The sequence below is a fragment of the Leifsonia sp. SIMBA_070 genome, from assembly GCF_046534635.1.
In the GTDB taxonomy this organism is placed as follows: domain Bacteria; phylum Actinomycetota; class Actinomycetes; order Actinomycetales; family Microbacteriaceae; genus Leifsonia.
Genome location: NZ_JAWRYK010000002.1, coordinates 175,736 through 201,967, shown reverse-complemented (window position 1 = coordinate 201,967; position 26,232 = coordinate 175,736). Strand labels below are relative to the sequence as shown.

30 protein-coding genes are annotated in these 26,232 nt (G+C 70.3%); 22 read left to right on the top strand and 8 right to left on the bottom strand.

The features are described from left to right. Nucleotides 1-85: 85 nt before the first annotated feature. The 4 genes from SB754_RS16655 to SB754_RS16640 all read left to right on the top strand — a co-directional run bounded on the left by SB754_RS16655 (nucleotide 86) and on the right by SB754_RS16640 (nucleotide 4,174). Nucleotides 86-490: a hypothetical protein gene (locus SB754_RS16655; protein ID WP_410783533.1), complete on the top strand. Its 405-nt coding sequence runs from the start codon at nucleotides 86-88 to the stop codon at nucleotides 488-490. A 59-nt stretch (nucleotides 491-549) separates the two neighbouring features. Then, on the top strand, nucleotides 550-1,299 hold the full coding sequence (locus SB754_RS16650) for an ABC transporter permease (protein WP_410783532.1): 750 nt from the start codon (nucleotides 550-552) through the stop codon (nucleotides 1,297-1,299). 243 nt (nucleotides 1,300-1,542) lie between these two features. Next, nucleotides 1,543-2,556: a LacI family DNA-binding transcriptional regulator gene (locus SB754_RS16645; protein WP_410783531.1), complete on the top strand. Its 1,014-nt coding sequence runs from the start codon at nucleotides 1,543-1,545 to the stop codon at nucleotides 2,554-2,556. Between the two features lie 112 nt (nucleotides 2,557-2,668). Beyond that, nucleotides 2,669-4,174: an alpha-N-arabinofuranosidase gene (locus tag SB754_RS16640; RefSeq protein WP_410783530.1), complete on the top strand. Its 1,506-nt coding sequence runs from the start codon at nucleotides 2,669-2,671 to the stop codon at nucleotides 4,172-4,174. 96 nt (nucleotides 4,175-4,270) lie between these two features. Here the strand turns inward: SB754_RS16640 and SB754_RS16635 are convergent, their stop codons facing one another. The 3 genes from SB754_RS16635 to SB754_RS16625 are packed head-to-tail and all read right to left on the bottom strand — an operon-like array spanning nucleotide 4,271 to nucleotide 6,250. Further along, nucleotides 4,271-5,110 carry a flagellar motor protein MotB gene (locus SB754_RS16635; protein ID WP_410783529.1) on the bottom strand — a complete coding sequence of 280 codons (840 nt, stop codon included), beginning with the start codon at nucleotides 5,108-5,110 and terminating at the stop codon, nucleotides 4,271-4,273. Nucleotide 5,111: 1 nt separating this feature from the next. Next, complete coding sequence (locus SB754_RS16630; protein ID WP_410783528.1) at nucleotides 5,112-5,927, bottom strand: motility protein A; 816 nt, start codon at nucleotides 5,925-5,927, stop codon at nucleotides 5,112-5,114. Continuing rightward, nucleotides 5,927-6,250, bottom strand: a complete 324-nt coding sequence (locus tag SB754_RS16625; protein ID WP_410783527.1) for a flagellar FlbD family protein — start codon at nucleotides 6,248-6,250, stop codon at nucleotides 5,927-5,929. Before SB754_RS16625 ends, SB754_RS16630 begins: the two co-directional genes overlap by 1 nt. A 148-nt stretch (nucleotides 6,251-6,398) precedes the next feature. Between SB754_RS16625 and SB754_RS16620 the strand changes: the two genes are divergently transcribed. Continuing rightward, nucleotides 6,399-7,283: a flagellar motor switch protein FliM gene (locus tag SB754_RS16620; protein WP_410783526.1), complete on the top strand. Its 885-nt coding sequence runs from the start codon at nucleotides 6,399-6,401 to the stop codon at nucleotides 7,281-7,283. A gap of 3 nt (nucleotides 7,284-7,286) precedes the next feature. Further along, nucleotides 7,287-8,000, top strand: a complete 714-nt coding sequence (gene fliN / locus SB754_RS16615) for a flagellar motor switch protein FliN (protein WP_410783525.1) — start codon at nucleotides 7,287-7,289, stop codon at nucleotides 7,998-8,000. Between the two features lies 1 nt (nucleotide 8,001). Here the strand turns inward: fliN and SB754_RS16610 are convergent, their stop codons facing one another. Beyond that, nucleotides 8,002-9,222 carry a hypothetical protein gene (locus tag SB754_RS16610; protein ID WP_410783524.1) on the bottom strand — a complete coding sequence of 407 codons (1,221 nt, stop codon included), beginning with the start codon at nucleotides 9,220-9,222 and terminating at the stop codon, nucleotides 8,002-8,004. A gap of 162 nt (nucleotides 9,223-9,384) precedes the next feature. On the opposite strand from SB754_RS16610, the gene fliO reads away from it, so the two are divergent. Genes fliO through SB754_RS16565 form a run of 9 tightly spaced genes read left to right on the top strand, consistent with a single transcriptional unit; the run spans nucleotide 9,385 to nucleotide 16,438 of the window. Then, entirely contained in the window at nucleotides 9,385-9,891 is a 507-nt protein-coding gene (fliO, locus tag SB754_RS16605; protein ID WP_410783523.1) for a flagellar biosynthetic protein FliO, read from the top strand. Continuing rightward, nucleotides 9,852-10,724: a flagellar type III secretion system pore protein FliP gene (fliP, locus tag SB754_RS16600; protein WP_410783522.1), complete on the top strand. Its 873-nt coding sequence runs from the start codon at nucleotides 9,852-9,854 to the stop codon at nucleotides 10,722-10,724. The genes fliO and fliP overlap by 40 nt, the downstream gene beginning before the upstream one ends. Then, nucleotides 10,721-10,996 carry a flagellar biosynthesis protein FliQ gene (gene fliQ, locus SB754_RS16595; protein ID WP_410783521.1) on the top strand — a complete coding sequence of 92 codons (276 nt, stop codon included), beginning with the start codon at nucleotides 10,721-10,723 and terminating at the stop codon, nucleotides 10,994-10,996. Before fliP ends, fliQ begins: the two co-directional genes overlap by 4 nt. Beyond that, nucleotides 10,996-11,757: a flagellar biosynthetic protein FliR gene (locus SB754_RS16590; protein ID WP_410783520.1), complete on the top strand. Its 762-nt coding sequence runs from the start codon at nucleotides 10,996-10,998 to the stop codon at nucleotides 11,755-11,757. The genes fliQ and SB754_RS16590 overlap by 1 nt, the downstream gene beginning before the upstream one ends. Further along, nucleotides 11,754-12,848, top strand: coding sequence for a flagellar biosynthesis protein FlhB (locus tag SB754_RS16585; RefSeq protein ID WP_410783519.1), 1,095 nt, complete (start codon nucleotides 11,754-11,756; stop codon nucleotides 12,846-12,848). The genes SB754_RS16590 and SB754_RS16585 overlap by 4 nt, the downstream gene beginning before the upstream one ends. Continuing rightward, nucleotides 12,845-14,902 carry a flagellar biosynthesis protein FlhA gene (locus tag SB754_RS16580; protein ID WP_410783518.1) on the top strand — a complete coding sequence of 686 codons (2,058 nt, stop codon included), beginning with the start codon at nucleotides 12,845-12,847 and terminating at the stop codon, nucleotides 14,900-14,902. Before SB754_RS16585 ends, SB754_RS16580 begins: the two co-directional genes overlap by 4 nt. Then, a complete protein-coding gene (locus tag SB754_RS16575) occupies nucleotides 14,880-15,581 on the top strand; it encodes a hypothetical protein (protein ID WP_410783517.1) in 702 nt (233 codons plus the stop codon). The genes SB754_RS16580 and SB754_RS16575 overlap by 23 nt, the downstream gene beginning before the upstream one ends. A gap of 9 nt (nucleotides 15,582-15,590) precedes the next feature. Further along, a complete protein-coding gene (csrA, locus tag SB754_RS16570) occupies nucleotides 15,591-15,827 on the top strand; it encodes a carbon storage regulator CsrA (protein WP_410783516.1) in 237 nt (78 codons plus the stop codon). A 35-nt stretch (nucleotides 15,828-15,862) separates the two neighbouring features. Beyond that, the gene (locus tag SB754_RS16565) at nucleotides 15,863-16,438 is read left to right on the top strand and encodes an isochorismatase family cysteine hydrolase (protein ID WP_410783515.1); all 576 of its coding nucleotides are present in this window, start codon (nucleotides 15,863-15,865) and stop codon (nucleotides 16,436-16,438) included. Here the strand turns inward: SB754_RS16565 and SB754_RS16560 are convergent. After that, entirely contained in the window at nucleotides 16,422-17,195 is a 774-nt protein-coding gene (locus SB754_RS16560; protein ID WP_410783514.1) for a DUF4386 domain-containing protein, read from the bottom strand. The two genes, SB754_RS16565 and SB754_RS16560, sit on opposite strands and share 17 nt — an antisense overlap. A 35-nt stretch (nucleotides 17,196-17,230) precedes the next feature. Here SB754_RS16560 and SB754_RS16555 point away from each other — a divergent pair, with 35 nt between their 5' ends. Then, nucleotides 17,231-17,935, top strand: coding sequence for a TetR/AcrR family transcriptional regulator C-terminal domain-containing protein (locus tag SB754_RS16555; protein ID WP_410783513.1), 705 nt, complete (start codon nucleotides 17,231-17,233; stop codon nucleotides 17,933-17,935). 25 nt (nucleotides 17,936-17,960) lie between these two features. On the opposite strand, the gene SB754_RS16550 is transcribed toward SB754_RS16555, so the two are convergent. Together SB754_RS16550 and SB754_RS16545 are read right to left on the bottom strand one after the other, a co-directional pair. Next, on the bottom strand, nucleotides 17,961-18,293 hold the full coding sequence (locus SB754_RS16550; RefSeq protein WP_410783512.1) for a ribbon-helix-helix domain-containing protein: 333 nt from the start codon (nucleotides 18,291-18,293) through the stop codon (nucleotides 17,961-17,963). An 8-nt stretch (nucleotides 18,294-18,301) separates the two neighbouring features. After that, complete coding sequence (locus SB754_RS16545) at nucleotides 18,302-18,577, bottom strand: hypothetical protein (protein WP_410783511.1); 276 nt, start codon at nucleotides 18,575-18,577, stop codon at nucleotides 18,302-18,304. A 153-nt stretch (nucleotides 18,578-18,730) separates the two neighbouring features. On the opposite strand from SB754_RS16545, the gene SB754_RS16540 reads away from it, so the two are divergent. Genes SB754_RS16540 through SB754_RS16520 form a run of 5 tightly spaced genes read left to right on the top strand, consistent with a single transcriptional unit; the run spans nucleotide 18,731 to nucleotide 22,974 of the window. Further along, nucleotides 18,731-20,302: an MFS transporter gene (locus SB754_RS16540; RefSeq protein ID WP_410783510.1), complete on the top strand. Its 1,572-nt coding sequence runs from the start codon at nucleotides 18,731-18,733 to the stop codon at nucleotides 20,300-20,302. A gap of 2 nt (nucleotides 20,303-20,304) precedes the next feature. Next, nucleotides 20,305-21,498 (top strand): sensor histidine kinase, encoded by a 1,194-nt coding sequence (locus tag SB754_RS16535; RefSeq protein WP_410783509.1) that lies wholly within the window; start codon nucleotides 20,305-20,307, stop codon nucleotides 21,496-21,498. After that, complete coding sequence (locus SB754_RS16530) at nucleotides 21,495-22,118, top strand: response regulator (protein ID WP_410783508.1); 624 nt, start codon at nucleotides 21,495-21,497, stop codon at nucleotides 22,116-22,118. Before SB754_RS16535 ends, SB754_RS16530 begins: the two co-directional genes overlap by 4 nt. Before the next feature lie 21 nt (nucleotides 22,119-22,139). Beyond that, nucleotides 22,140-22,769, top strand: a complete 630-nt coding sequence (locus SB754_RS16525; RefSeq protein ID WP_410783507.1) for a TMEM175 family protein — start codon at nucleotides 22,140-22,142, stop codon at nucleotides 22,767-22,769. A gap of 16 nt (nucleotides 22,770-22,785) precedes the next feature. Beyond that, a complete protein-coding gene (locus SB754_RS16520) occupies nucleotides 22,786-22,974 on the top strand; it encodes a hypothetical protein (protein ID WP_410783506.1) in 189 nt (62 codons plus the stop codon). A 33-nt stretch (nucleotides 22,975-23,007) separates the two neighbouring features. On the opposite strand, the gene SB754_RS16515 is transcribed toward SB754_RS16520, so the two are convergent. Next, nucleotides 23,008-23,232 (bottom strand): hypothetical protein, encoded by a 225-nt coding sequence (locus SB754_RS16515; RefSeq protein ID WP_410783505.1) that lies wholly within the window; start codon nucleotides 23,230-23,232, stop codon nucleotides 23,008-23,010. Between the two features lie 125 nt (nucleotides 23,233-23,357). Between SB754_RS16515 and SB754_RS16510 the strand changes: the two genes are divergently transcribed. Continuing rightward, complete coding sequence (locus tag SB754_RS16510) at nucleotides 23,358-26,228, top strand: hypothetical protein (RefSeq protein ID WP_410783504.1); 2,871 nt, start codon at nucleotides 23,358-23,360, stop codon at nucleotides 26,226-26,228. Nucleotides 26,229-26,232: the final 4 nt, after the last annotated feature.

Genomic DNA, 26,232 nt, shown 5'->3' with positions numbered 1-26,232 from the left:
GGCACGTCTACTGGCAATACAGGTGATGACCATAGGCCCTTGTCTTGCGCGACAAGGCCCCATAGCCTATCGTCAGGGCTCGGACATGAAGAGCGCAGAAGACACCGGTACAGGCCACCGCACGTTCGATGCCGTTGCGAGTCGAGAGGGCCGTTGGTGGCTGGTGCGGGTTCCCGAGCTGCATGCTGTCACCCAGGCCCGCTCCATCCGTGAGATCGCGATCATGGCCCGGGATCTCGTCGCAGCCCTCCTCGATGTCGAGGTCGAGGAGGTCACTGTTCACGTGACGTACGAGTTACCGGAGACAGTGGCCACGACCTGGGCGCAAGCCGAAGCCCTGCGTGCACAAGCCGATGAGGCTGCAGAACGGGCGGCAGCACTGCGCCGGGCGGCGGTGCGGACGCTTCTCGCTGATGAGCACATGAGTCAGGCGGAGGCGGGAGCGGTCCTCGGCTTGTCGAAGCAGCGCGTTCAGCAGCTGGCTTCCTGATCCGACGCTCGCAAGGTCGGATTGCTCCGCGCAGCGCCTCGGCCTCGTAGGCTCGTCCCGTGCCCATCCTCACCGAGCTGGCGCCGACCCTGCTCGGCGTCGCGATCCTCGCCCTGGTCGCCGTCGCCGTGCTGGCGGCGTACCGGGTGCCCCACCGCTGGGCGCCGGCGCTGGCGATCCTGCGAGGTGCCGCCCAGCTGGCGATCATCAGCGTCATCCTGGCCGGCGTCATCACGAACCCGCTCTGGGTCGCGCTCGCGCTGCTCGTCATGTTCTCGGTCGCCGCCGGCACGGCCTCCCATCGGATTGGATGGACGCGCCAGCACGTCCTCATGATGGCGTCGGCCATGGCGGCGGGGGTGATCGTGTCGTTCTCGGTCGTGTTCCTCACCGGCGCCATCGAGTTCAGCGCCCGGTACGCCCTGGCGATCGGCGGCATCGTGATCGGCAACTCGATGAGCATTGCGACGCTCGCCGGTCGACGCTTCACCGAGGCCGTCAACGACCACTGGGACGAAGTGGAGGGGTGGCTCGCCCTCGGCGCCACCCCGCGGCAGTCGACCATCGAGCAGGCCCGTACCGCGGTGTACTCGGCGCTGATCCCGTCCGTCGACCAGACGAAGACCACCGGACTGGTCACCCTGCCCGGCGCGTTCGTCGGCGCGATCTTCGGAGGCGTGTCGCCCTTGGAGGCCGGCCGCTTCCAGGTGGTCGTGCTCGCCGCGATCATGGCCGCCGGCGCGATCACCGCCGTCATCGTCTCCACCTGGCTCGCGCCCGTCCGCACTCGCCCCGCCGCCCTCCGCTGACCGGCCTCCGCGCCCCGCCGCCCTCCGCTGACCGGCCTCCGCCCCCCTCCCCTCCGTGCCTCCCACTTCTCAGCAACCGCGCGAGTGGTGAGTAGATGCTCGAATCCGGGGCGAGTGGCGACATGTGCTCACCACTCGGCGGGATGGGGCGGCGGGACGGCTCGGCGGGATGGGGCGGGCGAGGCGGGGCCTTCAACGTTGTAAAGTCTGAGGGAGGCGCACGCGAGACACGGAGGGGGCAGCATGGCTGCGACGATGCATGACGTCAGCCGGCTCGCCGGCGTGTCCATCAAGACGGTCTCGAACGTCATCAACGACTACCCGTACGTGCGCGAGGAGACCCGCCGCAGGGTGCTCGACGCGATCGACACCCTCGGCTACACCCCGAACCTTTCGGCGCGCAGTCTGCGGTCCGGGCGCACCAACGTCATCTCTTTGATGATCCCGGACCTCCGCAACGCCTACTTCGCCGAGCTCGCCGACTCGGTCATGCGCGCCGCCGCCGAGCGCGGACTCGCCGTGCTGATCGAGCAGTTCGGCGACGACCGGCAACACGAGATCGACGTGCTCCGCCAGCCACGCGCCCGGATGGTCGACGGCGTGCTCTACAGCGTCCTGACCCTCGACCAGGGCGACGTCGACCTCATCTCCGAGCTGACGACGCCTGTGGTGCTGCTGGGCGACCGCAGCCTCCATGGTGCGCGCGATCACGTGACCATGCGCAATACCGATGCAGCCCGCGCGGCGACAGAGCACCTCCTGAATTCAGGACGAGGGAGGGTCGTCGCGCTGGGCGCGCATCCGGGAGAGGTCATCGGCTCCGCAGCGCTCCGCCTCGAGGGCTACCGGCAGGCGCTGGAGGCCGCAGGCATCCCGTTCGACGAGTCGCTCGTGATCCCGGTCGGCTCCTGGCACCGGCGCAACGGCGCAGAGGCGATGCGCGACTTCCTCGCGACCGGCAAGCGGTTCGACGGAGTCGTCGCCTTCAATGACGCCATCGCGCTTGGCGCGCTCCGCGTGCTGCAGGAGTCGGGGCTCCGTATCGCCGAGGACGTCGCCGTCATCGGGTTCGACGACATCGACGAGACGCAGTACTCGATGCCGACGCTGTCCACGATCGACCCCGGCCGCGAGGAGATCGCCCGGACCGCGATCGATCTGCTGCTCCGCCGGATCGAGGGATCGTCGGAAGTGTTCCTCCCCGAGGAGGTCGCCGTGCCCTTCCGGCTGGTCGAGCGCGAGTCGACCGCGGTCTGAGGAGGCATCCGTTGACACGGTCGCACCCGTCCCGCAGGATGGCTCCTACAACGATGTAAACAACGATGCACAGGCGTACCGCACCACACGAACTCAGGATCACAGGAGACCCATGTCCGAAACCCGTATCGCCCTCGACCGCTCCGCCCGCGTCGCGACCGTCAACCGCCGAATCTTCGGCTCGTTCGTCGAGCACCTCGGGCGCTGTGTCTACGACGGCATCTACGAGCCGGGTCACCCGACCGCGAACGAGGACGGCTTCCGTCTCGACGTGGTGGAGCTCGTCCGCGAGCTCGGCTCGACCACGATCCGCTACCCGGGCGGCAACTTCGTCTCAGGCTTCCGCTGGGAGGACTCGGTCGGCCCGCGCGAGCAGCGCCCCGTCCGCCGCGACCTGGCCTGGCACTCGCTGGAGTCCAACCAGGTCGGCCTCGACGAGTTCTCGCGCTGGCTGAAGCTGACCGGCTCGGAGCTGATGCTCGCCGTCAACCTCGGCACCCGCGGCATCCAAGCGGCCCTCGACCTGCTCGAGTACGCCAACCACCCGTCCGGCACCGCGCTCAGCGACCAACGGATCGCCAACGGGACCCCGGAGCCGCACGACATCCGGATGTGGTGCCTCGGCAACGAGATGGACGGCCCCTGGCAGACCGGTTACCTGACGGCCGACGACTACGGCAAGCTCGCCGCGCGCACCGCTGCGGCGATGAAGATGGCCGACAAGGACCTCGAGCTGGTCGTTTGCGGCTCGTCCGGATCCGGGATGCCGACCTTCGGCGAGTGGGAGCGCATCGTCCTCGAGCACTCCTACGACCACGTCGACTTCGTCTCGGCCCACGCCTACTACCAGGAGCGCGGCGGCGACCTCGGCTCGTTCCTGGCGTCCTCCGTCGACATGCAGTACTTCATCGACACGGTCGTCTCCACGGCCGACCACGTGGGCAACAAGCTGAAGAGCAAGAAGAAGATCCAGATCTCGTTCGACGAGTGGAACATCTGGTACTTGGACGAGCACAAGGAGTCGGAGGAGATCAACGACGAGTGGCGATACGCCCCGCGGCAGCTGGAGGACGTCTACTCGGTCGCGGATGCTGTCGTGCTCGGCAATCTCCTGATCACGCTGCTGAAGAACCACGACCGGGTGACCAGCGCCTCCCTCGCCCAGCTGGTCAACGTGATCGCGCCGATCATGACCGAGCCGGGTGGGGACGCCTGGCGGCAGACGACGTTCTTCCCGTTCTCGGTGACGAGCCGGCTGGCGCGCGGCGAGGTGCTGCGTCCGACCATCGAGACCGCGACCTATCAGACCGCGGTCTACGGCGAGGCCGACCTCGTCGATGCCGTCGCGACCGTCGACGAGGCGGACGGCTCTGCGGCGCTCTTCGTCGTCAACCGCAGCACGACCGAGACGCAGACCGTCCGGGTGGATGTCCGCGACCTGGGCGTCGAGCGGGTGCGCGAGGCCGTCTCCCTCTGGGATGAGGACGTCTACGCGAGGAACACGCTGGAGCACCAGGACCGCGTCGGCCTCCGCCCGATCCCGGCAGCCTCCCTCGCCGACGGCATCCTCACCCTCGAGCTGCCTCCCGTCTCGTGGAGCGCCGTCTCCCTCGCCTGACCCCCCACCGTCGAGTACACAAAAAGTGCACGCTGGAGCCGCCTTCCGCGTGCACTTTTTGTGTACTCGACGGCGGGCGGTTCCGGAGGAGGTGGGTTAGCCGGCGCCGACGGGAGAGGGCGCGGGGGAGGGCGCGGGGGCGGGGGACTGCAGCGCCTGGGGGATGAGCTTGCGGACGGCCTCGGCCTGCGCGGACAGGACCACCACATCCACGCGACGGTTCTGCGCCAGGTCGTTGTCGGTCGTGCCGGTGAAGCCGTCGACCGGTCGAGCCGAGCCGTAGCTGACCGCCGCGATGCGACCCTGCGGGAACCCGTTCACCTCGACCAGGTGGCGCAGCACGCTGGTGGCGCGCCCGGCCGAGAGTTCCCAGTTGGTCGGGTACGGGGCGCCCGGCTGGCGGAGGTCGGCGTGACCCTCGACGGACACCGCGTACGACGCCGGCGCCAGAACCGGGCCGATGTCGTTCAGCACCGACACGGCGCGCGCGCTCAGCTCGGCGCGGTTGGAGTCGAAGAAGGTGGAGTTGCCCACCAGCCCGATCGTCAGCCCACGCTCGTCGATCTTCATCTCCACCGCATCCTGGAGGCCGTCGCGGGTGAGGGCCGCCTGGATGACGTCCTTCAGGTGCTGGAGGTTCTGCACCTCCTGTTGAGCCAGGGCGAAGTCGGTCGATTTGCCCGACTCGTCCACGTGCTTCGGCGGCACCACGACCCCGGAGGCCGTGTCCACTTTCTGCGTCTTCACCTGGCCGAAGCCGGTCGCCAGGGAGTCCTTGAGCTGCTCGAACTTCTTCGCGTCCACCGTCGACATCGCGAACAGCACGATGAACATGCACATGAGCACGGTGACCATGTCCATGTAGGAGGCCATCCAGCGTTCCTCGTTCTCGTGCTCCTCGGGCTCCTCGTGCCTCTTCCGTCGGCGCGCGGACATCTCAGGCCGCTTCTTCGACGGGGTCCTTGGCGGCCCGGGGGGCCTTCGCCGACTTGGTCGCGGACTTGTCGGCGCCGTCCGGCACCATGGCGCGCAGGCGCTCGCCGAGGAGGCGCGGCTGGCTCCCGGACTGCACGGCGAGGACACCCTCCATCAGGAGCGTCATCCGCTCGACGTCCAACTCGGACAGGCGGCGTAGGCGGGCGCCGAGCGGCAGCCACAGGAAGTTGGCCGAGAGGAGGCCCCACAGGGTGGCGACGAAAGCGCTCGCGATCATCGGGCCGAGCTCGCCGGGGTCGGCCAGGTTCTCGAGCACGTGGGTGAGCGAGACCACCGTTCCGATGATGCCGATCGTGGGCGCGTAGCCGCCCATCGCGCTGAAGAACTTGGCGGCGACGCGGTCCTTCTTCGAACGGGTCGCGATCTCGTCCTCCAGCAGCACCCGCAGCTCGTCGCCGTCGGTGCCGTCCGCGATGTTCTGCAGTGCCCGCTTCAGGAACGGGTCGTCGACGCCCTCCGCCTCCTGCTCCATGGCGAGGAGGCCGCTGGATCGGGCCTTCTCGGCCAGCCCGACCACCTGGTCGATCACCTGCTGCGGCTGCTCCACCTTGCCGCGGAGTGCACGCGGGAGCGCCTTCACGGCGACCAGGAAGTCCTTGATCGTGCCGCTGGCGATGCCGACCGCGATGGTGGCGCCGAACACCAGCACCATGGGGGCCGGGAGCAGCAGGGAGCTGAGGTGAGCGCCCTCCATCGTCACCATCGCGACGACGGCGCCGAACGCGAGGACGATGCCGATGATCGTTGCCGGGTCCATTACTTCTTCCTTGCTCGCAGGGGGACGGCGCGGGCCTCGGGGTGAGCCTCCACCTCTTCGTCGTCCAGTCCGGGCAGCGTCACGAGTCCCAGCGGCGGCGCGGGCACGGGGCGCGGGCCGGCGGCGGGGAGGTCGTGGGCGAGGGCGATCACTCGCGCCCGGTACGCGGCGATCTTCTCGATCACTTCGGACAGGGTCTCGGTGACGATGAACTTCGCCCCGTCGACCATGACGAGTGTGGTGTCCGGACTGGCGTGGATGCGCTCGATGAGGTCGGGGTTGACCGCGAACTGGCTGTCGTTCAATCGGGTGACGACGATCATGGGGCGCGAATCCTGGTCTCGGCTCCGGGTGAGCCGTCACGAGCCCACTATCGGCGCGGACGGGTCCGTCGTTAGGGGGACGGCGGGAGGCTCCGGGCCGGACTCCGCATTGCTAACGAACGCCGCGCCCCGGCCGATAGTCGCCTCCGTGACGACTCTGCAGGCCCCGGCACCGGACGCCCCCGAGGCGCCGGTCTACGACTTCCGGCGGCCGACGACGCTCGCGCGCGAGCACTCGCGCGTGCTCGAGCTGGCGTTCGAGACGTTCGCCCGCCAGTGGGGGACGCAGCTGACCGCCAAGGTCCGCGTGCTCAGCCAGGTGGAGTGCGACTCCGTGCAGATGCAGACCTACGACGAGTACGCCGCGTCGCTTCCGGCGACCACCGCCATGGTGCTGTGCGAGCTGGAGCACGTCGCCCCGAAGGCCGTCATCCAGTTCCCGACCGTCGCCGCGCTGTCGTGGGTGAACGCCATGCTGGGCGGCCAGGGGACGCCGGTCGACCACGAGCGCACTTTCACGCAGATCGAGCACGCCCTCGTCCGGCGGCTGATGGATGACGCGCTTGAGGACCTCCGCTATTCGCTCGGGGGCCTCCTGGTCACGCCGATCGGCGTCGACGCCATCCAGTACAACTCGCAGTTCGCGCAGGCGGCGGCGACCTCCGAGCTGATGATCGTCGCCGGGTTCGAGCTCCGCGTCGGCGAGAACACCGCCCGCGCGACCGTCGCGCTGCCGGCGGTCGCCCTACTCCCGCAGCTCGGCGAGACCAATCCGACGCACAGCACCGAGAACGCCAGGGAGCTGGTGGATGCGCAGCTCTCGCGCGTCCCTGTGGAGGTCTCCCTGCGGCTCACCCCCGCCACCGTCCGCCCGAGCGTCGTGCTCGGCCTCTCGGTGGGCGACCTGCTTCCGATCCCCCATCCGCAGCACCGACCCTTCGACCTGACCGTCGGCGGACAGACCATCGCCACGGCCGGCGTCGGTTCGAGCGGCTCGCGTCTCGCCTGCGTGATCATCGACACAGAGGACTGAACCATGAGCATGACCAGCATCGCCAACGCCGGACTCTCCCTCGGCCAGGCCCAGGCCGCCGCGGAGGCGCTCGCCCGCGTGCTGCCGACCGGCGCCCCGCTCACCCCGCTGCTCGGCCAGGGGTCGGAGGTGGCGGCCGGCGCGCAGGCGGTCGTCGCGACGTTCGTCGGCGCCGTCTCGGCCGACCTGGCCGTCGTGCTGCTGGAGGCTCCGCAACTGGTGGACGAGGGGGCCGACGGTTCGCCGGTCGTCTCCCTGCAGGACGTGCTGCAGCCGGCCCTGGAGGCGGCGAGCGACACGCTCGGCGCCGGCGTGCTGGATGACGCGCGGGTGCAGGATGCCGCGGAGCTGTTCACCGACCCGTCGACCACGGTCTTCGCCCTGACCGGCCCGGCCGGTGTGGCGGGCTGGTTCGCGGTCCGCGGCCGCGCCTCCGTCGCAGAACGTTCGGGAGGCGGTGCTCTCGGCGGCAAGCTGGCGCGCATCAGCAACGTGGAGATGGCGCTCACGGTCGAGATCGGCCGCACCCGGATGGCCGTGCGCGACGTGCTCGCGATGGAGCCGGGCGCAGTGATCGAGTTGGACCGCTCGGCGGGTTCGCCCGCCGACGTGCTGCTCAACGGCCGCCTCATCGCCCACGGCGAGATCGTCGTTGTCGACCAGGACTACGCGGTGCGGATCACCAAGATCCTCGACGCCGCCGAAGACCTGGACTGAGTCAGCGGCACTGCCCGGCGACCGCGATCTGCTGGTCGGTCGGGCGTCCGTACGCCTCGATGCCGGAGCCCCCGGTGTCGAACCCCATCGAGATGGCCCAGGCGGTCGCCCACATCTCGTCGTCGTCGCGGAACGCGGGCCCGTCGAAGAGTGCCCTGCACGCCGGGCGCACCACCTGCGAGTGCCCGACTTCGTGCGTGACGAGGGCTTTCGCATCCACGTCGCCGTCGCTCCAGCCGCCCTGGATGCTGAAGTTGAGGTCGATGGTCGCCCATCCGCCGTCGTCCTCGTGGTACTGGGTCGTGCCCGAGTACCAGCCGTCGCCCAGCCCGCTGACCTCCTTGTGCCACTCGAAGTCCAGGTTGACGCCGTGGGCGATCGACCGCGCGTACTGCTCGATCTGCGCGCGGACCGGGTAGGCCGGGTCCTGCTTCGCGGCCTCGCCCGCGGCCTGGGCGGCGTTGACGCCGTCGACCGCCGTCTCGATCTGGAGGAGGCCGGTGCCGTTCGACTCGAGGTCCTTCGCATCGGAGGTGCTGTCGTCGATGGCGTGCCGGAGGACGATCCTGCTCGCGTAGGTGGCGGAGTCGGCCGCCGACAGGACCTGCTCGCCGTGCGCCGTGAGCTGGTTGGACACGGCCGCGAAGCTCCTATCGAGGGCCTTCTGCGCGGTGTCGAGTCGCTTCTGGTCGGCGGCGCGCGTCCGCCGGAGGGTGTTCTCCTCCCGGGCGAGCGCCAGTTTGTGCTGCACGTCGGCGAGGACCGTCCAGGGCAGGAGGTCGGCGCTCGCCGCCGGAAGGTGCGGGGCGACGAACCGCGCCTGCGCGAGCTTGTCGCTGTCCTTCGCAAGCTGCGTCTCGGCGTCGGTGAGCGCCTTCGCGGTGGCCTCGTCGAGGTAGTCGGGCCGCGGATGCTTCAGGAACTCGTCCAGCGAGGACACCGACGCGTGCGCCTTGTCGAGCGCGACACCGCGAGCATCGGTGGCGTCGGACAGCTTCTGGGAGGCGGTCGCCAGCTCCTTCGCGGCGGACGACGTGCTCTCCACGGCGAGCGCCTCCCAGGCGAGACCGGCGCCGATGCCTGCACCCGTTGCGAGGACGACGAAGGCGGTGACCGTCACCCAGAGGCGGCCGCGTCCCGGCCGGGTCGGCGCGTCGGCTTCGGGCGCCGGGGGCTCCGTTCCAGGAGCGGTCGGCGGCGCGGAATCGTCGGCATCGGTCACAGCTGTCCCCCGGGGATGTTCGTCGATGGAGCGGTCCTGCCGTCGGCGAGCACCGTCACCTGTATACGACGCGAGCCCCCGGCGAACATGACGGCGCGCCGTGCGTGCCTTCGCCTGGCGGACGGGCTAACGGGGGCGGCACGGCGGCCGATAGTGCGGGACGTGGAGACCCTGTTCATCGCCCTGCGCGTGCTCGTCGTGCTCGGCGTGATCGTGGCGCTGCTGTGGTTCGTGCAGCGCCGCGTGACGAAGGGGCGCAACTCGGCCCGGGGCCGTCGCGGCAACGCGGTGACCGTCGTCGGGCGGCAGGGGATCGGGGCCAAGGCGTCGGTCGTCGTCGTGGATGTGGACGGCAACCGGTTCGTGCTCGGCGTCACCGAGCGCCAGGTCTCCGTGCTCCACACCGCCGACCGCCCGCAGGATGCGGACGTCACCCCGCTCAAGCCCGTCCGCCAGGCGGAGGCCGCGACCGGCACCGCCGACGCCACACCGGCGATGAGCACGAGCAGCGACAGCACCACAAGCAGCACCAGCACCACCTCCAGGCAGGATGCCGACTTCCTCACGGCGCAGGGACGCGCCTCGCTCTTCGACGAGGCACTCAAAGGCTCGATCCTGTCCCCGGCAACGTGGCGTCAGGCGAGTTCGGCGGTGCGGCCCAGGAAGTGACGGCGCGCGCCGGGCGGCTGCCCCGCCTCGCGCTGGCCGGCCTGCTGGTCGCGCTGGTGGCCGCCGCGATCGTGCTGCTGGGCGCGAACGCCGCGCACGCCGTGCCGACACCGGTCCCGACCCCGAGCGGTCCGTCCGGGCCGGACGGCGGCGCCGGCGGCTCCGGCATCACCCTCGACATCAATGGCCCGAACGGGACCCCGAGCGCCGCCATCCTCACCCTGATCGGCATCACCGTGCTCTCGGTCGCGCCGGCGCTGCTGCTGATGATGTCGTCGTTCACGAAGATCTTCGTCGTGCTGGCCATCACGCGGAACGCGCTCGCGCTGCCGTCCATCCCACCGAACCAGGTGCTCGCCGGGCTCGCGCTGTTCCTGAGCCTGTTCATCATGAGCCCGGTGCTCGTCGACATCAACACGACTGCCGTTCAGCCCTACCTCGCGGGTCACATCGACTTCACCGCCGCGACGCACGCCGCGGAGGCTCCGCTCCGTCACTTCATGGCGGCGCACACGCGCGAGGAGGACATCGCGCTGATGACCCGCGCGGCGGGTCGCCCGAATCCCGCGAACATGAGCTCCGTCCCGCTGCTGACGCTCATCCCGGCGTTCATGATCTCCGAACTGCGCGCCGCGTTCATCATCGGCTTCGTCATCTTCGTGCCGTTCCTGGTGATCGACATGGTCGTCTCGGCGGCGCTGATGTCGATGGGCATGATGATGCTCCCGCCGGTGATGATCTCGCTGCCGTTCAAGATCCTCCTGTTCGTGCTGGTCGACGGGTGGGGGCTCATCATCACGAGCCTCATCACGAGCTATCGAGGTGGCGGATGAACCCGAACGCTGTTCTCGACATCGCCATGCAGGGACTCCTGGTGACCGCCAAGCTGGCGGCGCCGATCGTGATCACCGCGCTGGTCGTGGGGTTCGCGATCTCGCTCGTGCAGTCGATCACCCAGATCCAGGAGGTGACGCTGTCGTTCGTGCCGAAGGCCGCGGCCGTCGCCGTCGCGCTCATCATCTGCGGCCAGTGGATGATCTCCGAGCTGGTCACCTTCACGCACGTCCTGTTCGACAAGCTCCCGCAACTGCTGGGCGGCGGCTGATGAACATCCCCATCGACCTCGCGGCGATCGAGGCGGTCGCGCTGGCCTCCCTCCGGATGGTGGCCTTCCTGGTCATCGCGCCCCCGTTCTCGTACAACGGCTTCCCGGCGCAGGTGAAGGGGATGCTCGCGATCGGGCTCGCGATCGCCGTCGCGCCGCGGGTCGGCGCCGGCTACCACTCAGGCGACACGGGCGCGTTCCTGCTCGCCATGGTGCGGGAGCTCGCAGTCGGCGCCACGCTCGGGTTCCTCGTCTTCCTGGTCTTCGCGGCCATCCAGTCGGCCGGCAGCCTCATCGACCTGTTCGGCGGCTTCCAGCTGGCGCAGGCGTTCGACCCGCAGTCGATGATCAACGGCGCGCAGTTCACCCGGATGTTCCAGCTGACCGCCCTCGCGCTTCTCTTCGCGTCGGGCGGCTACCAGCTCATCATCGGCGGGCTGGTGCGGACGTTCGACGCCATCCCCCTCGCGGCCGGTCTCGATCTCGCCGACCCGGTCAAGGAGATGGTCTCCGGGGTCACCCAGATGTTCCTGGCTGCGCTGCAGATCGCCGGTCCGCTGATCGTCGTGCTGTTCCTCGCGGATGTCGGCCTCGGCCTCCTGACCCGCGTCGCGCCCGCGCTGAACGCTTTCTCGCTCGGGTTCCCGCTGAAGATCATGCTGACGGTCGTCCTCTCGGCGATCGTCTTCGTCGCGCTCCCCGGGGTCGTCTCCGGCCTGACCGACACCGCGGTGAAGATCATGCTGGGGGTGGGCGGATGAGCGACGCGCAGGAACGCACCGAGAAGGCGACCGACAAGCGGATGAAGGAGGCCCGGTCGAAGGGCAAGCTCTCCAAGTCCTCGGACCTGACCGCCTGGGTCGGCGTCGGTGCTGCGGCGGTGATGCTGCCGTTCACGCTGCAGAGCGGGACCACCGCGGCGATCGACCAGCTGTTCTCCGTCCGCTCCGTCATCGAGAGCCCCGACCCGGCGAAAGCCGTCGCCGCCCTCGGACAGGGCCTCGGCAGCATCATGGCGACGATCGGGCCGCTTCTCGCGGTGGGTGCGCTCGCCGTGGTGGGCGCGGCGGCGGTGCAGGGCGGCATCCACTTCAAGAAGCTCGAGGGCAAGTACGAGCAGTTCAACATCGTGCAGGGCATCGGCCGGGTGTTCGGGATGCGCGCCCTGTGGGAGGGGGCCAAGACCCTCCTGAAGTCGGCGGTCGTGGCGATCGGGCTGTTCCTCGTCGTGCAGGGGCTCATGCCGGTGCTGCTGACTTCCGGGGCGATGCCGCTGACGTCGCTGCTGTCGGCCGCTTCGGGCGGGACCGCGGGTCTGCTGCAGGCCGCCGTCGGTGCCGGCCTGGTGCTTGCGGGTCTGGATGTGCTGGTCGTCATGCGCCGCAACCGCAAGCACACGCGCATGAGCAAGCAGGAGCTCCGCGACGAGAACAAGAACAGCGAGGGCGACCCGCTGGTCCGGTCGCACCGGCGCTCCCGCCAGCTGGCGATGAGCCGCAATCGCATGATCGCCGCGATCGGAGGGGCGGATGTGGTGCTCGTGAACCCGACGCACATCGCGGTCGCCGTGAAGTACGAGCCGGGGAAGTCCGCTCCCCGGGTCGTGGCGAAGGGCGCAGGCGCGATCGCGCTGCGCATCCGTGAGAAGGCCGAGGAGGAACGCGTGCCCATCGTGAAGGACATCCCGCTGGCGCGGGCGCTGCACGCCGGGTGCCAGATCGGCGACGAGATCCCGGTCGACCTCTACAACGCGGTCGCGCGCGTGCTGGCCTTCGTCATGTCGCTGAAGCAGCGCGGGTCCTCGGCCGGCGTGCACACGATGCGACCTCAGCTGCAGGGAGGGCTGTCATGAAGCAGAACAAGGGACTGGCCGCGAAGCTCGCGGTTCCGATCGGTGTGGTCGGCATCATCATGCTGCTGGTCGTGCCGGTGCCGTCGTGGATGCTCGACCTGCTCATCATCGTCAACATCATGCTGGCGCTGGTCATCCTGCTCACCACGATGTTCGTCAAGAAGCCCCTCGACTTCTCGGTGTTCCCGTCGCTGCTGCTGGTCGCGACGCTGTTCCGGCTGGGGCTCAACGTGGCCTCCACCCGGCTGGTGCTGGGCGACGGGTTCGCCGGCCAGGTCATCCAGGCGTTCGGGCACGTCGCCGTGGGCGGGTCGATCATCATCGGCGCTGTGGTGTTCCTCATCCTGGTCGTCATCCAGTTCATCGTGGTCACCAAGGGCGCGGAGCGCGTCGCCGAGGTGGGCGCGCGGTTCACCCTCGACGCGATGCCGGGCAAGCAGATGGCGATCGACGCGGACCTGAACGCCGGACTCATCACCGAGGAGCAGGCCCGTGCCCGGCGCGCGGAAGTCTCGGCCGAGGCCGACTTCTACGGCGCGATGGACGGCGCTTCGAAGTTCGTCAAGGGCGACGCGATCGCCGGCATCCTGATCATCATCATCAACGTGGTGGGTGGCATCGCGATCGGGATGATTCAGCGCGGCATGGAACTCGGCGACGCGGTCAACTCGTACACCCTCCTGACGATCGGCGACGGCCTGGTGTCGCAGATCCCGGCCCTTCTCATGGCCGTCTCGACCGGCATGATCGTCACCCGCTCGAACGCCGAATCCGAGATGGGGACGACGGCTCACAACCAGCTGAGCCAGTCGCGCAACGCGCTGATGATCGCGGGATGCGCTGCGATCGTGATGGCGCTCATCCCGGGCATGCCGCCCATCCCGTTCGTGCTCGTCGGCGCGTTCCTGATCTTCGCTTCGCAGCGGATCAAGACCGCGCAGAACGCGGCGAAGAAGGCGCAGGCGGCGCAGAACGCGGTCGCCACCGCGACGAAGACCGAGACGACCGAGGACCTCATCGAGCAGATGCGCGTCCACGCCCTCGAGATCACGCTCGCGCCCGACCTCGTCGACATCGTCAGCGGAGCCTCCGACGACCTGCTCGCCCGGGTGCGCGCGCTGCGGCGGAAGATCGCGCTCGAGCTGGGCGTGATCGTGCCGCCGGTGCGGACGCGCGACAGCGCCGAGCTGCCGCCCTCCACCTACGTCATCAAGATCGCCGGTGTGGAGGCGGGGCGCGGCCAGGCGCCGTCGGGCCGGGTGCTCGCGCTCGGGGACGCCCTCGACAACCTGCCCGGAACGCCGACCGTGGAGCCGGTGTTCGGCCTCCCGGCGAAGTGGATCCCGTCCGAGATGCGGCACAGCGCCGAGCTGGGCGGCGCCACGGTGATCGACCGGGTCTCGGTGCTCATCACGCACCTGTCGTCGATCATCACGGCGAACGCCGCCCGGCTGCTGACGCGGGAGGATGTGCGCCTGCTGACCGAGGGCGTCAAGCAGGTGAACCCGCCCGCGGTGGAGGAGCTCATCCCGGCGCTGCTGTCGCTCGCCGAGGTGCAGCGGGTGCTGCAGGGCATGCTGGCGGAGCAGGTGCCGATCAACGACCTGCCGCGCATCCTCGAGGCGCTGACCCTGCGGGCGAAGGTGTCGAACGATCCAGAAGGACTCGTGGAGGCGGCGCGCGCGGCCCTCGGTCCCGCGGTGGTCGCTCCGCACATCGACAACGGGACGCTGCGGGTCATCATGATCGACCCGGGCCTGGAGCAGGCGATGCTGGAGGGCCTCCGGCCGTCCGAGGCCGGGACCCAGATCGTGCTGGACCCGGTGCGGCTGGAGGGTGTGCTCGCGTCCCTCCGCGACACCGCCGGGCGACTCGACGACGCCGGGGTGTCGGCGGCGCTGGTGTGCGCGCCGGCGCTGCGCCCGGCGATCCGGCGGCTGGTGGCAGGCCAGATCGCGGGGCTCGCGGTGCTGTCGTACCAGGAGGTGACGGCCGTCCAGGCCGCGATCGAGACGGTGGGGGTGGTGCGCGGTGCGGAGTCGATCGCGGCCTGAGTGGGTCGGCGAAGGCGACGACGAGATCCTGCCCGCGGTCTCCACGTCGTCGCTGGCGTTCCAGGCGGTGCTCGACGACCTCGTCCGCGCGGTGGACCCGCCCGCGACTCCACGTGCGCCGTCGAGTGGTGAGTCGTTGCTCGAATTCCCGCCGAGTGGTGAGTTCATGTCGCAACTCGGCGGGTCGGAGGAGCGGGACGCGGCTCCCGGGGACAGGGTCGCGGAGGCCGGGCCGCCCCCGGCGCGCCTCCGCGGTCGCGGCGACCTGACGCTCGTGGTGGGGCTCGGCGGCGAGGCGCACGAGGCGGCCGTCGTGCTCGCGGCCTCCGCCGACGCCGGCGCCGAAGTGCAGCGCGTCGCCGACCGCCGGGATGCGCTGGCTGCCCGGGCGGACGGCGTCCGTCGCGAGATCCCGGTCGTCGCCGCGTTCCCCTTGGCCCACCCGGCTGACGTGGCGGAGGCCGCCGCCGACCTCGCCTCGATCGCCCCCGACCAGGTCTGGGTCGCGGTCGACGTGTCCCGCAAGCACGACGACACCGCCGAGTGGGTCCGCGCGGTGGATGCGGTGCTCGCCGTCGATGCGGTCGCCGCGACCGGCGCCCTCCTCACCCGCTCGCCGGACTCCGTGCACCGGCTCGGCCTCCCGGTGCTGTGGCTGGACGCCCCACCCGGCGGATAGGCTGGGCGGATGCTGGTACTGACGCGCAAGGCGGGGGAGCGGGTGCTCATCGGCGACGACATCGTCGTGACGATCCTCGACGCGCGAGGCGACGGTGTGCGCATCGGAATCGACGCGCCGCGGGGCATCCGGATCCAGCGCGACGAGGTCGTCAAGGCCGTCACCGAGGCCAACCAGGAGGCGACCGAGCGCGCCGCCGGGACAGAGGACGCTGAGGCGCTCATCAAGAAGTCGCTCGGCCTCTGACCTCCCGCACAGCCCGGCCGCGATAGTTTACATACGTGAACGATCTCCAGCTGGACCCCGCCCGCACCGCACTGCTCATCATGGATCTGCAGCAGGGCATCCTGTCGCGGCACCCCGACCCCGACCCCTTCGTGGCCGGACTCGTCCGCGCCCGCCAGGCCGCGCGGGACGCGGGCGCCACCGTCGGCTATGTCCGCGTCGCTCTGACCGCCGACGAAGTGGCGCAGGTCCCCGCGAGCTCGCGGTTCGCCACCGCGGGAGCGGGCATGGACCCGGACGCCCCCGGCACGCAGATCGACGCCCGCCTCGCCCCGGCGGAGGACGAGATCGTGGTGCGCAAGCGGCGGGTCGGCGCCTTCGGCACGACCGACCTCGCCGACCAGCTGGCCGAGCGCGGCATCGACACCCTCGTCCTGACGGGCATCGCCACAGCCGGCGTCGTGCTCTCCACCGTGCGGGATGCGGCGGACCGGGACTACCGCCTGGTGGTCCTCGACGACGGCTGCTGGGATGCGGACCCCGAGGTGCACCGCGTCCTCACCGAGAAGGTGTTCCCGCGCAGCGGCGCAACGGTGACCTCGATTCAGGAGTTCGTCACGTCGCTGGCGTGACCGCGGCGGGCGGCGCGGCGGGCGTTGTGCCGGGCGTTGTCGCCTGGCGCGCGCGGGCGTGGAACCCGTGCAGCGTCAGGTAGACGCCGAGGAACAGCTCCCAGACCACCTCGGGCAGCGTCAGCACCACCGACCACGCCGACACCTGGTCGTAGAGGCCGAGCAGCACCGCGATCCCGGACAGCGAGACCAGGGGGCCTCCGATGATGCCGACCCAGGCCCAGCCGCGAGGGAGCAGGCGCGCGCGGTGCAGCATCCAGCCCAGGATCAGCCCGTTGCCGAGACCGACGACGAACCCCGGCCCGAGCAGGAAGGTCCAGCCGTGCAGCGCGACCAGCGCCTGCGAGACGACGACCGCGGCGGCTGCCGTCCCGCCCGCCGGGGTCCCGTCCTGCCGCAGCGTCACCACCGTGAGCAGGCTGAGGATCCCGACGGCGATCAGGGTCGACTCCATCACCCGCGCCACGACGTAGGCGAGGGCGAGCGCCGGGCTCGTCCGCCGGAGCACCGGGTACAGCACCAGCGCGGTGCCCAGGTTGGCGATGACGAGTGCGATCTCGAGCAGCGCCCCGGCGAGCACGGGCCCGGACGCCCCCGCGCCGAGTACGAAGTGCGGGTCGTTCAGCACCGGCCCGTACAGCAGCGCGCCCGGGATGGAGGTCACGAACGTGATCAGGAAGAGCACGCCCGCGGCGAGTGAGCGGCGACGGTCGGAGTCCATGGTGTTCCCTTCGAGGGTGAGGTGTACGGCGTACACCCGCTCAGCATGAGGATAGGTGTACGCTGTACACCATGTCAAGCGAGCCGACGGAACGCGTCACCCTGACCGTCGACCGCGTCGTCGACGCCGGGCTCGGCCTGGCCGACCGGGAGGGGCTCGACGGCCTCAGCATGCGTGCGCTCGCGAGTCGCCTGGGCGTCGTCCCGATGGCCCTCTACAAGCACGTCGCCAACAAGGACGAGCTGCTCGACGCGATGGTCGACAGGGTCTGGAGCGAAGTGGACGCGCCCGACCGGGAGCTCGGCTGGCGGGAGGCGATGCGGCGTCGCTCGATCTCGCTCCGTCAGGCGTTGCTGCGTCACCGCTGGGCGGTGGGGATGATGGAGGCGCGGCTGCGTCCCGGCCTCCACAACCTCCGGCAGCACGACGCGATGATGGGCTGCCTCCGGCTCTCGGGCTTCTCCTTCCGGACGACGGTGCACGTCACGTCCGCGCTCGACGCCTACGTCTACGGCTTCGCGCTGCAGGAGAAGACGTTGCCGTTCGAGACCGCCGAGGAATCGGGGGAGGTGGCGGCGCAGAAGCAGGAGGCCATCCCGCCCGAGCTGGCCCTCCTGTTCCCGCACCTGCTCGAAGTGGTGGCCGAGCTCGGCCGGGCCGGCTACGACTACGACGAGGAGTTCGTCACCGGCCTCGACCTGCTCCTCGACGGAGTCGAGCGGCTGCGGCCCGACTGGGCGACGGCCGACACGACCGCGGACCGCCCGATCCGCTGACGCGTCCACCGGTCGGCCATGAGGACTACGCGCTCCTCAGATAGGTGTCGAGAGCTTCCCGGATCACTTCGCTCCGCTTGCGGTGTTCGGCCTCTGCGCGCGCCGTGAGAAGCTCGTCCAGTTCGCGAGTCAGCCGCACCTGCCGTACAGGGGAATGCCCCGGCGACATGCTTCCGTCGACGCGAGGCCTCCCCATCGCGCGCTCAACCGCTTCGGGAGAGCCGAGCAGTTCCTCCATCAGCGCCCGACCGTCGTGGCTTTCCGCGGCGTCCACGACGGTCGCGTTCTCGGGAATCTCCTCGATGCTCTCTGCCCATGCGGCAGCTTCGGCGTAGCGGTCTTCGTCAGCGTTGCTCATCTTCCCGTTCACCTTCCCAGCCTCCGTCTCGCCTCATTCACAATCTTGGTCCGCGCCAACATCACATGGAACACGGTCGCCTCCGTCCGTGACACACGCTCGAGCATCACTTCGAGCAATCGGCCATCCCGTCCTGGGCCGATGTAGAGATCGGGCGCCATCCCGCCTGTGCGACCCTCGTCAAGCCGCGGGACGAAGTACACGGCGTTCACGATCGCATGGACGGCGTCCTCATGAGGGACATGGTGTCTGTCTGCACTGTGCGCCCAGGTGATCGGTGCCATCGGATAAGTGTAGTACAAAAGATAGCACCAGTGTATTACACAAGTCAAGCATGCAATCACCGCCCGATCCGCTGACGCGTCCACCGATCGGCGGACACGGGTGACACCCGCCCGCCGGTGCCGCGGCTCCGCCCGCGACGCCAGTCTGAACGTATGAAATCGTCCAACCTGGCCCTGACCGGTCTCATCCTCGCCGTCTCGATGACGACGATCGACCAGACGATCGTCGCCCTGTCCGCTCCGAGCATCCAGCAGAACCTCGGACTCACCCACGACGGGATGCAGTGGGCCGTCAACGTCTACCTGCTCACGACCGCCGCGTTCTTCCTCCTCGGCGGACGCGTCGCCGACGTCGTCGGCCACAAGCGCATGGCGCTCGTCGGCATCGCCGGCTTCGGCATCACGTCCCTGCTCTGCGGCCTCGCACCGACCGGGGACCTCGCGGAGCCGTGGCTGGTCACCGCCCGCGCACTGCAGGGAGTCAGCGGGGCGATCATGTTCCCCGCTGCGATCGGCATCGTCGTCGACGGCTTCGCCCGGGAGAGCCGCGGTCGCGCGATGGCGATCTTCTTCGCCATCACCGGAGCCATGACGGCCATCGGCCCAATCGCGGGCGGCTACCTGACGCAGTGGACCTGGCGGGCGATCTTCTGGGTGAACGTGCCGATCGCCGTCGCCGCCTTCGTGATCGTGCTCGTCGCCGCGCGGCCCTCAGCCCGCCGGGACGAGCGGATCGACTGGCTCGGGGCGGCCATCGTCGCGTCAGGGATGGGCCTCGTCGTCTTCGGCCTCCAGCAGGCCAGCCCGTGGGGTTGGGCCGACCCTGCCGTCATCGGCTCCCTGGTCGTGGGGGCTGCACTGCTCGTGCTCTTCGTTCTGGTGCAGCGCAGGAGCGGCCACCCGCTGATCCGCATCGCCGCGTTCCGCGACCGCGGCTTCACCCTCTCCACCATCGCCACGCTGTTCGCGTCGATCGCCTTCATCAGCACGTTCTTCTTCCTCAGCGTCTACGGCCAGGTGTCGTTGCAGCTGTCGGCGGGGGAGACCGGCCTCCTCTTCCTGAAGTTCTTCATCGGCTTCGTGGTCGCCAGCCGGCTCGGATCGGTCCGGTTCGACAAGAGCGGCGCGCGCAGCGTCGTCCTGCTGGGCGGCATCATCGGCGCGGCCGGCTTCGGCTGGCTGGCCTCGAGCATGACGGACCTCTCGCTGAACGCCCACGCCTTCTTCAACCAGCAGACGTGGCCGATCGTGGTCGCCGGAGCGGGCATCGGCCTGATGTTCAGCCCGGTCTCGACGGACGCCGTGAACCGCGCCATCGGCGCCAGCTACGGCGAGGTCAGCGCGATCAGCCAGACGATGAAGAACTTCGGAGGGGCGCTCGGCCTGGCGGTGTTCACCACGATCGTCACCTCGCGGCTGACCGACCTGCTCACCGACTCGTTCGTGAAGCTCGGCGGCTCGGCGTCGGACGCGCAGACCGCGGTCGACCGGATCAGCGGCGCGTCCGGAGACGGCGGGTCGCTCTCGAAGCTGCCCGCGGCGATCCAGGAGCAGATCCTGCACGCGGTCCGCGCCGACTATGCCTCCGCCGTCCAGTGGGCCTTCTGGGGGATGGCGGCCGCGATGGTCGTCGTCGCAGTGGTGGGCGTCTTCTACCCCGCTGGCCGTACCTCCCTCCCGGAGGGCGCCGACGCGGCGCCGGCCGAGCGAGCGGCTACAGTCTGATCGTGGCAGAGCGCGTGGACGACCGCTGGTTCGGGGACTGGATCGGGTACTCCGCCGCCGCCACCCTGGCGTCGGTGCTGCTCATCCTGGCCAACCCGATCAGCGGCTACCCGCGGACCGTCGCGTCCGCCGGCCTCGTCCTCGCGCTCTTCCCGGTCTACTGGTTCCTCGCCCGGCCCAGCCGGGCCGGCCTCCAGAAGAACAGCTGGCGCGCCTGGCTGTATGTCGGGATCGCGACGGCCGTCTACTTCGTCGCGTACGGGCTGAACAACTGGGCGAACATCGCCCTGTTCATCGTGTCGCCGCAGTTCTTCCTCGTGCTGTCGCCGATCTCCGCCGCTGCGGCGATCGTGTTCATCAATGTCGGCGGCCTGCTGGTGCGGTGGCTGGTCGGCGACCTCGATCCGGAGGATGTGGCCGGGACGCTGGGTCTCACCGTGCTGATCATCGCCGTGTCGATCTACTTCAGCAACCGCATCACGGCGGTGACGAAGGAGAGCCGGGAGCGCGGGCTGCTCATCCAGCGGCTCCGCGAGCAGCAGCGCGAGATCGCCGAGCTGTCCGAGCAGCAGGGCGCCGCCGCGGAGCGGGAGAGGATCGCCCGCGAGATGCACGACACGCTCGCGCAGGGCTTCACGAGCATCGTCACGCTCGGGCACGCAGTGCAGGGCGAGCTGGAGGCCGATCCGGCGACCGCGCGCCGCCACGTCGAGCTGATGACCGAGACCGCGCAGGAGAACCTCCAGGAGTCGCGCCGCATCATCGCCGCGCTCACGCCCGGCCGCCTGGCGGAGTCGACCCTGGAGCAGGCGCTCGGCCGGGTGGCGGCGCGGTTCGAGGACGAGACGGGCATCCCGGTCGCCTTCCGCGTCGAGGGGGAGCCGCGCCCGGCCCCTCCCGCCGTCGAGGTGGTCGCGCTGCGGGTCTTCCAGGAGGCGCTCGCGAACGTCCGCAAGCACGCTCAAGCGGTGACGGTGGAGGCCGAGCTCGCCTATGCGCCCGACACGGTCGGGCTCACGGTGCGCGATGACGGGCACGGTTTCGACGCAGCCGCACCCCGGGACGGGTACGGGATCGACGGGATGCAGGCCCGCATCCGCGAGGTGGGCGGCGTGTTCAGGCTGACCACTGCGCCGGGCGCAGGCACCCGGCTCACCGTCGAACTCCCGTCGGCACCGGTGGAGGTGACCCCGTGATCCGCATCCTGCTCGCCGACGACCACCCGGTCGTGCGCGAAGGCATCCGCGGGATGCTGCAGAGCTACGACGACATCGAGGTGGTCGGCCAGGCCGGCAGCGGTCCCGAGGCCGTCGCACAGGTGGCCGAGCTGCAGCCCGACCTCGTCCTGATGGACCTGCGGATGCCGGGCGGCGACGGAGTGGAGGCGACGCGGGCCATCGCGGCCCGGCATCCCGCGACCCGGGTCGTCGTCCTGACCACGTATGAGACGGACCAGGACATCCTGCGGGCCATCGAGGCGGGGGCCAGCGGCTACCTGCTGAAGGACATCGCGCCGGCCGAGCTGGCGCGTTCGGTGCGTGCCGCAGCTGCCGGCCAGACGGTGCTCGCGACCTCGGCCGCCACGGCGCTGCTCGGGCGGGTGCAGGGCCGCCAGTCGGCGCCGGCGCTGTCCGCCCAGGAGGTCAAGGCGCTCCGCCTCGCCGCCGACGGCCTGACCAATGCGGCCATCGGGGCGCAGCTGTTCATCGGGGAGGCCACCGTGAAGACCTACCTCAGCCGCGCGTACGAGAAGCTGGGCGTCTCCGATCGCACGTCCGCGGTCCGCCGCGCCCTCGAGCTGGGGCTGCTCGACTGACCGGTGCGGCAGAATGACCGCATGGCGCTGATCAGGACGGAGCGCGGGCTGGATCGGCTCGTCAACTTCTCGGACGCTGCCGTCGCCATCGCGATCACGCTGCTCATCCTCCCGCTCGTCGATGCGGCGGGGCAGATCGGCCATTCGTCCTTCGGTGAGTTCATCGACAAGAACTTCTGGGAGATCTTCGCCTTCGTGGTCTCCTTCGCGGTGATCGCGCGGTTCTGGGTCGTGCACCATCGCATCTTCGAAGGGGTCCGCGAGTACAACGCGTGGATGGTGTGGCTCAACTTCCTCTGGCTGTTCGCGATCGCGATCATCCCGTTCACCGCCAACGTCATCTCCGTTACTGCCGGGCAGCGGCCGGAGGTCTACGCTCTCTACATCGGCAACATGGTGCTGGCCATGCTCGCGACGCGGCTCATCGCCGAGGTGCTGTACCGGAATCCCGAGCTCATGACCGAGCAGGCGCGCGCCGACATCGACCGGACCCGCGGGCTGGCGGAGCTGATCATCATGGCCGTCGCGCTGGTGCTCGCCGTCCTGTTCCCCGCCATCAACCTGTGGTGGCTGTTCCTGCTGTTCCTGTCCGGGCCCGTGCACGCGGTTCTCCACAGGCTCGTCTACGGACCTTCCCAGAAGGCTGCCTGAGGTTTAGCGTCGAGGCATGCGCCCAAAGACTCTCCTCATCCTGGTCCTTCTAGCCGCCGCGTACCTCCTCGGCGCCCGTGCGGGCCGGGAGCGCTACGAGCAGCTCACCAGCTCCCTCACGTCGTTCTGGAACTCGCCCGACGTGAAGAAGGCGCGCAAGAAGGCCAAGGCTCAGGCCGAGAAGGCGCGCAAGCAATACGCCTGACCCGGGCCCCGCCCGCTCCAGGCGCGGCGCTGATCACGGCTCTTTGTAGTCGCCCTCGGTGTACTCGCCCTCGGGCGCGTCGACGGGTTCGTCGGACTCCGTGTAGGAGCCTTCGGTCTCCGTCTCCGGTCCGACGCCCTCGGTCTCGGTGTACTGGCCGTGGACTGTGCGCTCGTGCGGCGCTTCGCCGTCGACCTCGGTGTAGCTGCCCTCGAGGTTCTCGCGTGCGTCGCCGGTCGGCTGCTCTGGGTTGCTCATAGCACGGACACTACGCCGTACCGACCGCGTCTGCCACAGCCGGATCCGCTGTAGCCGCGCATCCGCCGCCCGGAGTAGTCTGCGCCCGTCGCACTGAGGGACGGCGGGCGGAGGGACGGCGGCGGATGAGCGACGAGCGGACGGGCGAAGACGCCCAGGACGACGCATGGCCCCACCGCGTCCTGGAGTTGCGCATCCACGGCATCAAGAACACGCCGCCGACCGAGATCCTGGGCCGCGACCAGAGCGAGCTGCGCCAGACCCAGGGCGACGAGAACGGCGGCTTCTGGTGGGCGCCGAAGCAGGACGAGCCGGAGTCGGACCCCGACGACCCTCCGGGCACGGTCGATCCGGCCGTCCCCCCGACCGGAGTGCGCACCGAGGCGTACTCGTGGGGCCGGCTGGCGCGGTACGGCTCCGGTCCGCTCCTCTTCATCGGTCAGCTCTTCGTGCAGCTCGCTTGGCTGCTGCTCGCGCCGTTCGGCCTCGCCAATGCGGCCTACTGGACCCGGCGCATCCCGACCCAGCGTCCGGGCGGCGAGTGGGAGTCGGGGATCGGCGGGGCATCGCTGCGCATCTTCGCGCTCGGCCTGACGCTGCTCTACGTCTGCGCCCTCGGATCGATCAGCCTCGACCTCGGCGTTCAGTGCGTCAATGGCACCGTATGCACCGCCCTCCCGAGCTGGATCACCGGGTTCTTCGGTACGGCGCCGCTGAGCTGGCGCGGTCCGCAGCTGTCGCTGCTGTCGCTGGTGCCGATCGCCGGCGTGATGCTGCTGTTCCTGGTGTCGCGCCGGGCCCGGGTCCGGTACGAGGCCGCGATCTTCGATGCCGCCGACCGGATGGGCGGCCGCGGCGTTCAGCGCAGCGGGCGGCTGCGTCCGCTCGCCTCTGAGGGCTTCTGGCGCACTGCACGGGTCGGGTCTCCGACCGAGCGGCTGCACCTGGCGGCCGCGTTCCTCCTGGTCGCCCTGCTGCTCGCCTGGGACCGCATGTTCGCCGGGGTCGAAGCCTGCGCGAAGCTGCAGACCTTCGTCTCCGGCGAGTGCCTGGGCGGCGCGGTGCGCACGGGCGACGGCCTGGCGCTGATCGGCGGAATCGTGGCGGCGGCCGGACTCGTGGTCACGATCGCGCTCGTCGGGGCGCTCGCCGAGACGACGAACCCGGGTCAGGCGCGCGCCGACGAGTTCCTGCGCGACCGGCTCCGGCGGACCGGCACGGTCACCGCGTGGATCCTGGTGGCCGCGGTCGTCGTCTACGTCTCCGTCGGAGCCTCCCTCTGGTTCGGTGGGGAGTACGAGGTGCCGGGGACCGGCGCGTTCCTGGGGCTCGCGACCGCGCCCTCCATCATCCTGGGAGTGCTGCTCGCCATCTGCGTCTCGGCGCTCGGCTGGCGACGCGGGGTGCCGCATGCGCTGTCCATCGTCCTGATGACCGGCGCCGGTCTGACCTTCCTCGCCGCTGTCGCGCAGAACCCGCCGACGGTGGATGCCCAACCAGGCCCGCTGCGCCTGCCGCTGTTCGCGATCGCCGCCGCACTCACCCTCGTCCAACTGTTCTTCGTCTGGCGGTGGCCCCGCTCCCGCAGCGGAAGGAGGGCCGGTCCTCCCGAGCGTTTCCGTGCGGAAGGCTGGGGCGGGATGGGCCCCGGCGTCATGATGCTGCTCGCCCTCGGCGCCGCCATGATCCTCTCGACGCTGCTCGTGCTCGGGGTGCAGGGCTGGCTGGTCAGCGGATCGTCCCCCTGCGGCTGCGCGGCCCCCGTGCACGGGACGCTGCGGCCGCCGATCGTCTACCACAACTTCGGCGACGTGCTCCCGTTCGTCGCCCTGCTCTTCGGGCTGCTGGTCGCCGGGATGGCGCTGCCGCTGCTGCGGTGGATGCCGCTCCTCACGACCCCGCGCACGCGGGACGGCCGCCGTCCGCTGCTCGAGGAGGTCGATTCGTATCGGGGCGGGCGCATCCAGGCGAGCACGACAGCCGACCGGCTGGCCCTGAAGGTCCTCCGCGCACGGCGTCTCGCGGCGCTGGCGCACCGCGGGGAGCCGATCTTCGGCCTCCTCGCCGCGCTGCTCGCCGTCGGCTTCGTGGTGGCGCTCGCGGTGACCTACTCGGTCGCCTTCCGCTGGATCGACGGGCTCGTCGGTCCGGCGCTCGCCGTGATCGCCGCGGCCATCCTGGCCGTGATCGTCGAGAACGCGCTCACCGCCACCGAGCGGCCCATCAGCGTGCTGTGGGACCTCATGTGCTTCCTCCCGCGCGCCGGCCACCCGTTCGGTCCCCCCTGCTACGCGGAGCGCGTGGTGCCGGAGCTGCGCGACCGGGTGGCGGACTGGCTGACCCACGACCTGCAGCCGCCGGAGGGGCTGAGCCTCGCCGAACGGCTGGCCTGGCGCGACCGTCAGGAGGAGCAGGCGCTCGCCGAGGACCGGCCGTTCAGCGTGGTGCTCTCCGCGCACAGCCTCGGGGCTGTGCTGGCGGTGTCGACGCTGTTCACCCTCCGCCCGGACGAGGCGGCGCAGCTGCGCAACGTCGGACTGCTGACGTACGGCTCCCAGCTGCGCGTCTACTTCGGGCGCTTCTTCCCCGAACTGTTCGGCCCGGACGCGCTCGGAACCCTCGGATCGCGCCGCCCGCTGCTCGGCAAGGCGGACCCGTGGTTCACCCAGGTCGAGCTGGACCAGGAGGGCGACCACGTCGTCGTCGGGGAGTCCGGCGCCGACGACCCGTCGCTGGTGCAGATGCTGACCCAGCCGGACGGCTCCGTCGCCTGGATCAACCTGTGGCGTCGCACCGACTATCTCGGATTCCCGATCAACAGCTACCGCCTCGACGACCGCCGCCCCGACGACCTCGACCGCGGCGCCGACGAGTTCGGGCCGCCGCGCTACCTGGTGAAGGTCGCGACCCACCCCGACTACCAGTCCGCGCCGCAGTACCGGGTGGCGCTGCTGGACGTGATCGCCCGCCTCCGGTCGGGAGCGAAGGAGACCTGAGCCT

What these genes read in the sequence shown, in the direction of transcription:
- SB754_RS16515 (WP_410783505.1), bottom strand. Translation starts at nt 23,232, where the DNA reads ATGAGCAACCCAGAGCAGCCGACCGGCGACGCACGCGAGAACCTCGAG.
- SB754_RS16640 (WP_410783530.1), top strand. Translation starts at nt 2,669, where the DNA reads ATGTCCGAAACCCGTATCGCCCTCGACCGCTCCGCCCGCGTCGCGACC.
- SB754_RS16630 (WP_410783528.1), bottom strand. Translation starts at nt 5,927, where the DNA reads ATGGACCCGGCAACGATCATCGGCATCGTCCTCGCGTTCGGCGCCGTC.
- SB754_RS16550 (WP_410783512.1), bottom strand. Translation starts at nt 18,293, where the DNA reads ATGAGCAACGCTGACGAAGACCGCTACGCCGAAGCTGCCGCATGGGCA.
- SB754_RS16625 (WP_410783527.1), bottom strand. Translation starts at nt 6,250, where the DNA reads ATGATCGTCGTCACCCGATTGAACGACAGCCAGTTCGCGGTCAACCCC.
- SB754_RS16655 (WP_410783533.1), top strand. Translation starts at nt 86, where the DNA reads ATGAAGAGCGCAGAAGACACCGGTACAGGCCACCGCACGTTCGATGCC.
- SB754_RS16545 (WP_410783511.1), bottom strand. Translation starts at nt 18,577, where the DNA reads ATGGCACCGATCACCTGGGCGCACAGTGCAGACAGACACCATGTCCCT.
- SB754_RS16540 (WP_410783510.1), top strand. Translation starts at nt 18,731, where the DNA reads ATGAAATCGTCCAACCTGGCCCTGACCGGTCTCATCCTCGCCGTCTCG.
- SB754_RS16520 (WP_410783506.1), top strand. Translation starts at nt 22,786, where the DNA reads ATGCGCCCAAAGACTCTCCTCATCCTGGTCCTTCTAGCCGCCGCGTAC.
- SB754_RS16510 (WP_410783504.1), top strand. Translation starts at nt 23,358, where the DNA reads ATGAGCGACGAGCGGACGGGCGAAGACGCCCAGGACGACGCATGGCCC.
- fliN (WP_410783525.1), top strand. Translation starts at nt 7,287, where the DNA reads ATGAGCATGACCAGCATCGCCAACGCCGGACTCTCCCTCGGCCAGGCC.
- csrA (WP_410783516.1), top strand. Translation starts at nt 15,591, where the DNA reads ATGCTGGTACTGACGCGCAAGGCGGGGGAGCGGGTGCTCATCGGCGAC.
- SB754_RS16555 (WP_410783513.1), top strand. Translation starts at nt 17,231, where the DNA reads ATGTCAAGCGAGCCGACGGAACGCGTCACCCTGACCGTCGACCGCGTC.
- SB754_RS16590 (WP_410783520.1), top strand. Translation starts at nt 10,996, where the DNA reads ATGAACATCCCCATCGACCTCGCGGCGATCGAGGCGGTCGCGCTGGCC.
- SB754_RS16645 (WP_410783531.1), top strand. Translation starts at nt 1,543, where the DNA reads ATGGCTGCGACGATGCATGACGTCAGCCGGCTCGCCGGCGTGTCCATC.
- SB754_RS16525 (WP_410783507.1), top strand. Translation starts at nt 22,140, where the DNA reads ATGGCGCTGATCAGGACGGAGCGCGGGCTGGATCGGCTCGTCAACTTC.
- SB754_RS16585 (WP_410783519.1), top strand. Translation starts at nt 11,754, where the DNA reads ATGAGCGACGCGCAGGAACGCACCGAGAAGGCGACCGACAAGCGGATG.
- fliQ (WP_410783521.1), top strand. Translation starts at nt 10,721, where the DNA reads ATGAACCCGAACGCTGTTCTCGACATCGCCATGCAGGGACTCCTGGTG.
- SB754_RS16580 (WP_410783518.1), top strand. Translation starts at nt 12,845, where the DNA reads ATGAAGCAGAACAAGGGACTGGCCGCGAAGCTCGCGGTTCCGATCGGT.
- SB754_RS16635 (WP_410783529.1), bottom strand. Translation starts at nt 5,110, where the DNA reads ATGTCCGCGCGCCGACGGAAGAGGCACGAGGAGCCCGAGGAGCACGAG.